Genomic DNA, 9,535 nt, shown 5'->3' on the forward strand with positions numbered 1-9,535 from the left:
GAGATGCGCGGCCCAAATTACTGCTTAGGAGAAGATCATGGGTTTGTTTGATAAATTGAAATCTCTGGTTTCTGATGACAAGAAAGACACCGGAACTATTGAGATTGTTGCTCCCCTCTCCGGTGAGATCGTCAACATTGAAGACGTGCCGGATGTGGTTTTTGCGGAAAAAATTGTGGGCGATGGGATTGCCATCAAACCGACTGGCAACAAAATGGTCGCGCCGGTAGACGGTACCATTGGTAAAATTTTCGAAACCAACCACGCGTTCTCTATTGAATCTGATAGCGGCATCGAGCTGTTCGTTCACTTCGGTATTGATACCGTTGAACTGAAAGGCGAAGGCTTCAAGCGTATCGCTGAAGAAGGTCAGCGCGTGAAAGTCGGCGATCCGGTTATCGAATTTGATCTGCCGCTGCTGGAAGAGAAAGCCAAGTCGACTCTGACGCCGGTGGTTATCTCCAACATGGACGAGATCAAAGAGCTGATCAAACTGTCCGGTAGCGTGACCGTGGGTGAAACCCCGGTAATCCGCATCAAGAAGTAATGCTTGCTGCATAAAAATGGCGCCGAAAGGCGCCATTTTTTTATACCGCGCAGGTTACCGGTCGATAGCACTTCTCGCGGGACAAGACGCGCAATCCCTCCGGGGTGCTCTCCAGAATTCGCCGCTCGCTGTCAGCGACCAGCAGTTCGCACTGATATCCACCGGCCAGGCCGAACAGCGACCGCGCCACGCAGGCATCCTCCAGCGCCGCCTCACCTGTCGTATCAAAATGACCAACAATGCGTCCCTGCTGGCGGATCACTAACCGATAGCTTTTCATCTGCTTTGCTCCAGCGGCGGTAGGATCAATTCGTCACAACCCTGGGCGGCAGTCCAGTTCATCACCTCCAGCACGCGCTGGGCAGCAGCCTGCGTCGCTGCCCCCAGCGCCAGGCCGGAAAGCAACCCGCTCACCAGCTCCGCGCAGAACAGATCGCCGGTTCCTTTTAAGTCTGTCTCCACCCGCGGGTGAACCACCACTTCCACTGCATCGGCCGTCACCACCAGCACATTGATCGTCGAATCGGCCTCTCCCGGCGCGCTGGTGATCACCACCCATTTGAGGGTGTCCGACAGCAGGCTTCGCGCCGCGGCGACCGCCTCCTGCCGATCGCGACAGCGCTGGCCGCTCAGCGTCTCCAGTTCGAACAGATTGGGGGTGATCCCTTGCGCCAGCGGCAGCAGGTGCTGACGATAGGCGTCCGGGATCTCAGCCTTGACATAGATGCCGCTGTCGACATCGCCGATGACCGGATCCACCAGAATGCATAACCCGGGATGGCGGGCCCGTACGCGCGTCAGCCACTGCGCCAGGCGTTCGATTTGCACAGCGCTGCCCATATAGCCGGTGGTGACCGCACGCAGTTCGCGCAGCGCGTCGCGCTCCTCCAGCGCCTGCAGATACCCGACAAACCACTCTTCCGGAATAATGCCGCCATAGAACGTCTCATAATGGGGCGTATTACTGAACAGCACCGTCGGCACCGCCAGCACGCGCAGACCATGCTGTTTAATCGCCGGAACCGCGATGCTGTTGCCGACGCTGCCATAGACTACCTGCGACTGCACGGCGACGATATCCACTTCCGACGCCCGGCTTTTGTCGTGAAAGAGCACTGATTGTATATCATCCTGCTGGCCCATCTTTTCTCCCCCCGCTGGACAGCGGGTCACGCACTGATTATGATTCGTCCTATGCTAAATTCCATTTTGTCATAGGTCAATAATGTTAGCCGGAAAAACCGCCAGCGAAATCTTCGATAACATCCGCCATCTGGTGCAGAGCGGCGGGTTGCAGCCCGGAGAGGTTCTGCCGCCGGTACGTGAACTCGCCAGCCAGCTTGCAGTGAATCGCAACACTGTCGCCGCCGCCTATAAACGGCTGGTGACCTCCGGGCTGGCCGTCAGTCAGGGACGCAACGGTACAGCCATTAAAGCGCGGGACACACTGCCGGCGCTGGAGGGAGGTGACCCAACGACCCCGCTGAACGATATCTCCAGCGGCAATCCGGATCCGGCCAGACTGCCTGATTTACCCCGCTATCTGGGCCAGATTGCCCGCACGCCCCGCCTGTATGGCGATGCGCCCATTGAGCCGCGGCTTGGCCAATGGGCCGAGGCGTGGTTTGCCAGAGAGATAGCCGTTCCCTTTGCGGTGAATCTCGCCAGCGGGGCGATAGACGCCCTGGAGCGCCTGCTGTGCGCTCTGCTGCTCCCCGGCGACGGCGTTGTGGTGGAAGATCCCTGTTTTCTCAGCAGCATCAATATGGTGCGTTACGCCGGTTTTACCCCCTGCCCGGTGGCGGTGGATGCCGAAGGGATGGATCCTGACGGCCTGGAGGAGGCGTTACGCAACGGCGCACGGGCGGTGATCTTAACCCCACGCGCGCATAATCCTACCGGCTGTAGCCTGACGGAAACCCGGGCGCATGCCCTGCGGGAGGTGCTAGCCCGCTATCCGCAGGTACTGGCGATTGTTGATGACCATTTTGCCCTGCTGTCGGCCACGCCATGGCACTCCCCTCTTCCTGCAAGCACCCAACGCTGGGCGCTGGTGCGCTCGATGTCAAAAACCCTCGGACCAGACCTGCGGCTGGCCTTTATCGCCAGCGATGCCGCTACTTCAGCGGCGCTGCGCCTGCGGCTTAACGCCGGCAGCCAGTGGGTCAGCCATCTGCTGCAGGACCTGACGCTGGCCTGCCTGACCGACGAGGCGTTTATCGCCTCGATGACGGAGACTCGTCGTCACTATCGCCAGCAAAATGAGAAACTGGCGGCGGCGCTGGCCCGGCACGGCTTCAGCCATGCTACGCCAGGGGATGGCCTCAATTTCTGGCTGCCGCTGCCAGCGGCGAGCCAGCCCTACGCCTTACGCCTGGCCCGCGCCGGCTGGCTGGTCCGGGAGGGAGAGGTGTTTGGCATCCGGACGCCCTCCCACGGGCTACGCCTGTCGCTGGGCCGTCTGAGTGACGCTGAGATTTCCCGCCTGGCGGCCGATATTGCGCAGGCCTTAGACGCCCCCTGACGCAGGCAGTCCACCGAACGTATCGGGGAGTGATGGCAGCTGCCGACAAATTAATGAAAAATAAACGACAGCAGGCTAGTCTTACCTGCATGCCCTGATCGCCGAGGCGGACAAATCGCTCACAACAAGGAGCACCAGAGATGCATCACGCTGACCCGGCACTGAAAGCGGTCATTGAAGCCTGCGATCGCGCTATCTCGCAGGAAGATTACGATACCCTGATGAGTTATTACGCAGAAGACGCCGCGCTGGTCGTCAAACCGGGCATGGTGGTCAGAGGGAAAGAGAATATCCGCAAAGCCTTTATCGCCATTGCCGACTATTTCCAGCACCGACTGGTGGTGACTCAGGGGAAAATGGAGGTTATTGAAGGCGGCGGCAATGCGCTGGTGATTATGGAGACCCGGCTGGATATCCCGACGGCGGACGGGATATCCCAGGTTACGCGACGCGCCACCTATGTCTTTCAGAAGCAGGGCGAACGCTGGCTGTGCACCGTCGATAACTCCTACGGCACCGACCTGCTTGATGATTAAATGCCCGCCCCCTGGCTAAAGTGTTCTTCGCCGAACACGCCGGTGGAAAGGTAACGATCGCCGCGATCGCAGACAATCGCCACCACCACCGCGCCAGGATTTTCGCGGGCTATGCGTAACGCGCCCGCTACCGCGCCGCCCGAACTGACGCCGCAGAAAATGCCTTCCCGCACCGCCAGCTGACGCATGGTGTTCTCGGCATCCTGCTGATGAATATCCAGCACCGTATCCACCAGCGAAGCGTTAAAGATCCCCGGCATATACTCTGCCGGCCAGCGGCGGATCCCGGGAATACTGCTCCCCTCCTCCGGCTGCAGGCCAACAATGGTCACCGGTTTACTCTGTTCACGCAGAAAACGTGACACGCCGGTAATGGTGCCGGTGGTCCCCATACTGGAGACAAAGTGGGTGATACGCCCCGCGGTCTGCTGCCAGATTTCCGGCCCGGTGGTGGTGTAGTGGGCGTAGGGGTTATCCGGGTTGTTAAACTGATCGAGCAGTTTGCCTTCTCCGCGCTGGGCCATCTCCAGAGCCAGGTCGCGGGCACCCTCCATCCCTTGCTCTTTGCTGACCAGGATAAGCTCGGCGCCGTAAGCGCGCATCGCGGCCCGACGCTCCTGGCTCATGTTGTCGGGCATCAGCAGCTTCATCCGGTAGCCTTTCAGCGCGGCGATCATCGCCAGCGCAATACCGGTGTTGCCGCTGGTCGCTTCGATCAGCACGTCGCCGGGCTGAATTTCGCCGCGCTTTTCCGCTTCGACGATCATCGACAGCGCGGCGCGATCTTTCACCGAGCCGGCCGGATTATTGCCTTCGAGTTTGACCCACACTTCGCTGCCGTTGTCCGGTCCCAGACGCTGAAGTTTGACCAGTGGGGTATTGCCGATGGTTTGTTCGAGTGTATTCACGATTTTTACTCAATAAAAAAGCCGGGCGGCGCTTCGCTTACCCGGCCTGGCAGACGCGTGATAATTCCAGACCGGGTAAGCAGAGCCTCACCCGGCAAAAGCACATTGATTTAAGCTATCAGGCCGACTCCGCCAGAGCAAGCTCGCCGCGCGGCTCGATACGCTCGGTACCGTTGTACAACCGCGCGTTTTGCAGCCCGACGAACAGCCGTTCGCCGCGGGACGGCGCCTCATCGCCCGTTAACACCACGCTCAGCGGTTCGTCATACCACCCCAGAGGCTGAACGACTAATTGGGTGTAGTGCCCTTTCGGACTGGCCTCCAGGACCTGCACCGGCAGCGGCGAATCCAGGCTGGTCCGCCGGCTGATGTCCACTTCCCATGGGCGCAGGAACAGGTCCACTGGCCCCTGGTATGCCGGGGTATAGCCTAACGGCCAGCGGTGGGCGCCGACGTGGAACTGTCCACCGCGGATGACCCCCTGCAGGCGGTTCACTTCCCCCATAAACTCCAGCACGAAACGGGTAGACGGCTCACGCCATACGCGCTCCGGGGCATCGGCCTGTTCGATGTTGCCCTGGCTCATGACCACCACCCGGTCGGCAACTTCCATCGCCTCTTCCTGATCGTGGGTGACGAACACGCTGGTGAATTTCAGCTCTTCATGCAGCTGACGCAGCCAGCGGCGCAGCTCTTTACGCACCTGCGCATCCAGCGCACCGAAAGGTTCATCCAGCAGCAAAATTTGCGGCTCCACCGCCAGGGCGCGCGCCAGCGCCACGCGCTGCTTCTGGCCTCCGGACAGCTGCGCCGGATAGCGATCCGCCAGATGGGCCAGCTGCACCATCTCCAGCAGTTTGGTCACCTTGGCTTTAATCGCCGCCGCATTGGGGCGTTCGCGGCGCGGCAGCACGGTCAGGCCAAAGGCGATGTTATCGAACACCGTCATATGGCGGAACAGCGCATAGTGCTGGAAAACGAAGCCCACTTTACGGTCGCGAGCGTGCATCCGGCTGACGTCGGTACCGTGGAAGCGGATATGACCGCTGGTCTGATGCTCCAGACCGGCGATAATTCGCAGCAGGGTGGTTTTTCCGGAGCCCGAGGGCCCCAGCAGCGCAACCATTTGTCCGGAAGGGATATCCAACGAGATATCATTCAGCACCTGGGTGCGACCAAACGATTTCTTAATATTGGCAATCTCAATGCTCATGATTTCCCTCCTGTTGCGCGCGTTCTTTCTGATTGGCCAGACGCCATTGCAACATACTCTTTAAAAACAGGGTCAGAATAGCCATTAACGTCAGCATGGCAGCGGCGGTAAACGAGCCGACGGTGTTGTAATCCTGCTCCAGTAGTTCAATTTGCAGCGGCAGCGACAGCGTTTCGCCGCGGATCGAGCCGGAAACCACCGACACCGCGCCAAATTCGCCGATGGCGCGGGCGTTGGTCAGCACCACGCCGTACAGCAGCGCCCAGCGAATATTGGGCAACGTCACCCGGCGGAACATCTGCCAACCGGACGCGCCCAGCAGCACCGCGGCCTCATCTTCATGACTGCCCTGACTCATCATCACCGGCACCAGCTCACGCACCACAAACGGACAGGTAACAAAGATGGTCGCCAGCACCATGCCCGGCCAGGCGAACATGATTTGCAGATTATGCGCGTCAAGCCAGCCGCCCAGCGGACCGTTAGAGCCGTAAAACAGCAGATACACCAGACCGGCCACCACCGGCGAGACGGCGAACGGGATATCCAGCAACGTCAGCAGCAGCTGGCGCCCCGGAAAGGTAAAACGTGTCACCAGCCAGGCCAGCAAGGTACCGAACACCAGGTTCACCGGTACGGTAATCAACGCAATCATCACCGTCAGCCAGATGGCATGCAGCATGTCCGGGTTCGCCAGGTTTTCCAGCACCGGCATCAATCCTTTGCTGAAGGCCTGGATAAAGATGTAGAGCATCGGCACCACAAGGATGAAGGCGGAGACCAGCATCCCGACGCCAATCAGAAACCATTTTCCCCAGTTGATACGGGGCGCGTCGTAGCGTTTCAATTGAGTAACTTCCGCCATTAGTGACCTACCACGCGTCGACCAAAGCGACTCTGCAGGGTATTGATGGAAAACAGCAGCAGCAGTGAGGCGGCCAGGATCACCGAGGCGATGGCGCTCGCCGCCGGATAGTCAAACTCCTGCAGACGAATAAAGATCATCAGCGACGTCACTTCCGTCTTCCACGCGATGTTGCCGGCGATAAAAATCACCGCGCCGAATTCGCCGAGGCTGCGGGTAAACGACAGAGCAATGCCCGCCAGCAGCGCCGGCGACAGCTCCGGCAGCACCACCTTGCGGAAACTCTGCCAGCGCGTGGCGCCCAGCGTTTCCGCCGCTTCCTCATACTCGGGCCCCAACTCTTCCAGCACCGGCTGCACGGTGCGTACCACAAACGGGATGCTGGTGAAGGCCATCGCCACGGCGATGCCGAGCCAGGTATAGGTGACTTTAATATCGAACTTCGCCAGCCATTCCCCGTAAATACCGTTCACCGAAAACAGCGAGGCCAGGGTCAGACCGGCTACCGCCGTCGGCAGCGCAAACGGCAGGTCCATTAAGGCATCCAGCAGCGTGCGGCCCGGAAAACGATAGCGGGTCAGGATCCAGGCCATCAGCAGACCAAAGACGCCGTTAAAAATCGAGGCCACAAACGCCGACAGCAGCGTCACCTTATAGGCAGCCACCACCTGCGGGTTGGTGATCACATCCCAGTACTGCGCCCAACTCATCTGCGCCAGCTGCATCACCAGCGCGCTGAGCGGTAATAACAAAATCAGACAGACAAACAGCAGGCTGGTGCCAAGGCTCAGGGTAAAACCCGGCAGCACGCGCTTGGACGACACAGCAAACATTACTTACGCCCCGCCGCCAGCAGTTTGTCCAGTTCGCCGCCGCTGGCGAAGTGGGTTTTCATCACCTCAGGCCAGGAGCCAAACTTATCTTCCACGCGGAACAGCTCGGTCTGCGGGAATTTATCCTTCAGAGCATCCATCACTTTCGGGTTGTTTACCCGATAGTAGTAGTCGGTAATGATAGTTTGCGCCTGTGGCGTATAGAGCCAGTTCAGGTAGGCTTTCGCCGCCTTTTCCGTGCCATTGGCTTTGACGTTTTTATCGACCCAGGCTACCGGGAACTCCGCCAGAATGTTGGTTTTCGGGATAACCACTTCAAATCCCTGCGCCTCATACTGCTTGCGAATATTATTCACTTCCGATTCGAAGCTAATCAGCACATCGCCGAGGCCGCGCTCGGCGAAGGTGGTGGTCGCTCCGCGCCCGCCGGTGTCAAAGACTTCGACGTTCTTGAGAAACTGAGTCATAAACTGTTCGGTTTTAGCTTTATCGCCGCCATCAGCTTTATCCGCCGCGCCCCATGCCGCCAGGTAGGTGTATCGGGCGTTACCCGAGGTTTTCGGATTCGGGAAGATCAGCTTAACGTCAGAGCGAACCAGGTCGTTCCAGTCATGAATGTTTTTCGGATTGCCTTTACGCACCAGGAAACCCATCGTCGAATAGAACGGTGAGCTGTTGTTCGGCAGACGGCTTTGCCAGTCGGCCGGGATCAGGTTGCCTTTGTCATGCAGGATCTGCACGTCCGTCACCTGGTTGTAGGTGACCACGTCCGCCTTCAGGCCCTGCAAAATAGCCAGCGCCTGCTTGGATGAACCGGCATGCGACTGCTTGATGGTCAGCTTGTCCCCGCCATTGTCTTTCGCCCACTGCTGCTCAAAAGGCGGGTTAAGGGCGGCAAACAGCTCGCGGGAGACATCATAGGAGCTGTTCAGCAGCTCCGTCGCCTGCGCCTGCGCCACCAGCAGCATGGAAGCCGCCAGCGCCAGATATCCTTTTTTCAGTGATTTAACGGCCATTGCGCACCCTTATCAACGTTGAACATTTTCTGATGATCATCATATTTATAACGGGTACGAAAGGAGTAACGGTTTTATATACCGTTTGGCGATTTGGAAGTCGAAAAGGGAATAAGCAACTGGCAAAGCTTAGCTGAAAGCGGCTCGCAGATTAGACGGGTCATTGTGACAAACGGCAGCCAGGCGTGCACTGTGTTTATATGAAAAACACACAGATATTTGCTCGTCAGCTCAGACGTAGCTTAACGCCCGCAGAACGTCGACCAGGGTACTGACTGCGCAACCGCCGTTTTGCTAGCGACACGTTTCGCCGTCAGCACCCCGTTGGCCCCTATATTCTCGATTTCGCCTGCTGCGCAATACGGCTGGCGATTGGACTGGACGGCGGCCAACACGATGACGCCGCACCCGCTGGCTACAGAGCGAGGGATGGCGTGTTTTACGCTTCTGGAATAATGAGTTTGAAGAGCATGGTGATGCGGTGATGGAGGGGATACTTGAAGCGCCTGAGTCGCCGATGCCCTCACCCCTCCCCTCTGACTGAGGGAGAGGGAATAAAAGAATCCGCACGCAGATTCCATAACCGCACCGAACAGTTCCCTCTCCCCTTTGGGGAGAGGGTTAGGGTGAGGGGAAAAATTACAGCGCCTGGATACGCTCCAGCGACGGCGCGAAGTAATACCCGCCGGTCACCGGTTTGGTGAAGCGCAGCATCGCGTCGCGTTTACCGTCGGTATCGCCAAACATGCTCAGCAGCTGCTGCTCGATGTTATACAGGCGCGCGCAGTAGGCGCAGAAATAGAGGCCATGGGTGCCGCTGGCGGTGCCGTACGGCAGGCTCTGACGGACGATTTTCAACCCTTTGCCATCTTCTTTTAAGTCCACGCGGCTCAGGTGCGACGTGACCGGACGTTCATCGCCATCGATCTCTTCGTTAGCGTCTTTAGTACGGCCGATCATCATCTCCTGATCCGGCACGCTCATGCGGTTCAGCTGTTTGAGATTATGCTCCCAGCGCTGGACGAACACGTAGCTGCCGCCCGCATCCACGCCGTCTTTAATGACCGCCACTTCGCGGCGGGGTTCTTTCCCC

11 protein-coding genes and 1 pseudogene are annotated in these 9,535 nt (G+C 58.9%); 4 read left to right on the forward strand and 8 right to left on the reverse strand.

The window, feature by feature from the left end; genetic code table 11:
• Positions 1-37: 37 nt before the first annotated feature.
• Positions 38-547 carry a PTS glucose transporter subunit IIA gene (gene crr, locus KHQ28_RS26080; protein ID WP_000522253.1) on the forward strand — a complete coding sequence of 170 codons (510 nt, stop codon included), beginning with the start codon at positions 38-40 and terminating at the stop codon, positions 545-547.
• A 40-nt stretch (positions 548-587) separates the two neighbouring features.
• On the opposite strand, the gene KHQ28_RS26085 is transcribed toward crr, so the two are convergent.
• Both KHQ28_RS26085 and pdxK read right to left on the reverse strand, forming a co-directional pair.
• A complete protein-coding gene (locus tag KHQ28_RS26085; RefSeq protein ID WP_002913605.1) occupies positions 588-827 on the reverse strand; it encodes a hypothetical protein in 240 nt (79 codons plus the stop codon).
• Entirely contained in the window at positions 824-1,690 is an 867-nt protein-coding gene (pdxK, locus tag KHQ28_RS26090; protein ID WP_004174917.1) for a pyridoxine/pyridoxal/pyridoxamine kinase, read from the reverse strand. Before pdxK ends, KHQ28_RS26085 begins: the two co-directional genes overlap by 4 nt.
• Before the next feature lie 82 nt (positions 1,691-1,772).
• On the opposite strand from pdxK, the gene ptsJ reads away from it, so the two are divergent.
• Both ptsJ and KHQ28_RS26100 read left to right on the forward strand, forming a co-directional pair.
• Complete coding sequence (gene ptsJ, locus KHQ28_RS26095; RefSeq protein WP_002913617.1) at positions 1,773-3,071, forward strand: transcriptional regulator PtsJ; 1,299 nt, start codon at positions 1,773-1,775, stop codon at positions 3,069-3,071.
• Positions 3,072-3,211: 140 nt separating this feature from the next.
• On the forward strand, positions 3,212-3,607 hold the full coding sequence (locus KHQ28_RS26100; protein WP_004174913.1) for a nuclear transport factor 2 family protein: 396 nt from the start codon (positions 3,212-3,214) through the stop codon (positions 3,605-3,607).
• On the opposite strand, the gene cysM is transcribed toward KHQ28_RS26100, so the two are convergent.
• The 5 genes from cysM to cysP all read right to left on the reverse strand — a co-directional run bounded on the left by cysM (position 3,604) and on the right by cysP (position 8,442).
• Positions 3,604-4,515, reverse strand: coding sequence for a cysteine synthase CysM (gene cysM / locus KHQ28_RS26105; RefSeq protein WP_004145610.1), 912 nt, complete (start codon positions 4,513-4,515; stop codon positions 3,604-3,606). The two genes, KHQ28_RS26100 and cysM, sit on opposite strands and share 4 nt — an antisense overlap.
• 118 nt (positions 4,516-4,633) lie before the next feature.
• Positions 4,634-5,728, reverse strand: coding sequence for a sulfate/thiosulfate ABC transporter ATP-binding protein CysA (gene cysA, locus KHQ28_RS26110; protein ID WP_002913623.1), 1,095 nt, complete (start codon positions 5,726-5,728; stop codon positions 4,634-4,636).
• A complete protein-coding gene (gene cysW, locus KHQ28_RS26115) occupies positions 5,718-6,593 on the reverse strand; it encodes a sulfate/thiosulfate ABC transporter permease CysW (RefSeq protein WP_020325285.1) in 876 nt (291 codons plus the stop codon). The genes cysA and cysW overlap by 11 nt, the downstream gene beginning before the upstream one ends.
• A complete protein-coding gene (cysT, locus tag KHQ28_RS26120) occupies positions 6,593-7,426 on the reverse strand; it encodes a sulfate/thiosulfate ABC transporter permease CysT (RefSeq protein WP_002913626.1) in 834 nt (277 codons plus the stop codon). The genes cysW and cysT overlap by 1 nt, the downstream gene beginning before the upstream one ends.
• Positions 7,426-8,442 (reverse strand): thiosulfate/sulfate ABC transporter substrate-binding protein CysP, encoded by a 1,017-nt coding sequence (cysP, locus tag KHQ28_RS26125; RefSeq protein ID WP_002913628.1) that lies wholly within the window; start codon positions 8,440-8,442, stop codon positions 7,426-7,428. Before cysP ends, cysT begins: the two co-directional genes overlap by 1 nt.
• A 200-nt stretch (positions 8,443-8,642) precedes the next feature.
• Between cysP and KHQ28_RS26130 the strand changes: the two are divergent.
• Positions 8,643-8,986 (forward strand): annotated as a pseudogene (locus KHQ28_RS26130) (endonuclease domain-containing protein).
• A 95-nt stretch (positions 8,987-9,081) separates the two neighbouring features.
• Here KHQ28_RS26130 and KHQ28_RS26135 read toward each other — a convergent pair.
• On the reverse strand, positions 9,082-9,535 hold a 454-nt coding region (locus KHQ28_RS26135; protein ID WP_211777733.1), incomplete at its 5' end, for a Dyp-type peroxidase.

This window comes from Klebsiella sp. 28 (genome assembly GCF_018223905.1).
In the GTDB taxonomy this organism is placed as follows: Bacteria; Pseudomonadota; Gammaproteobacteria; order Enterobacterales; family Enterobacteriaceae; genus Klebsiella; species Klebsiella pneumoniae.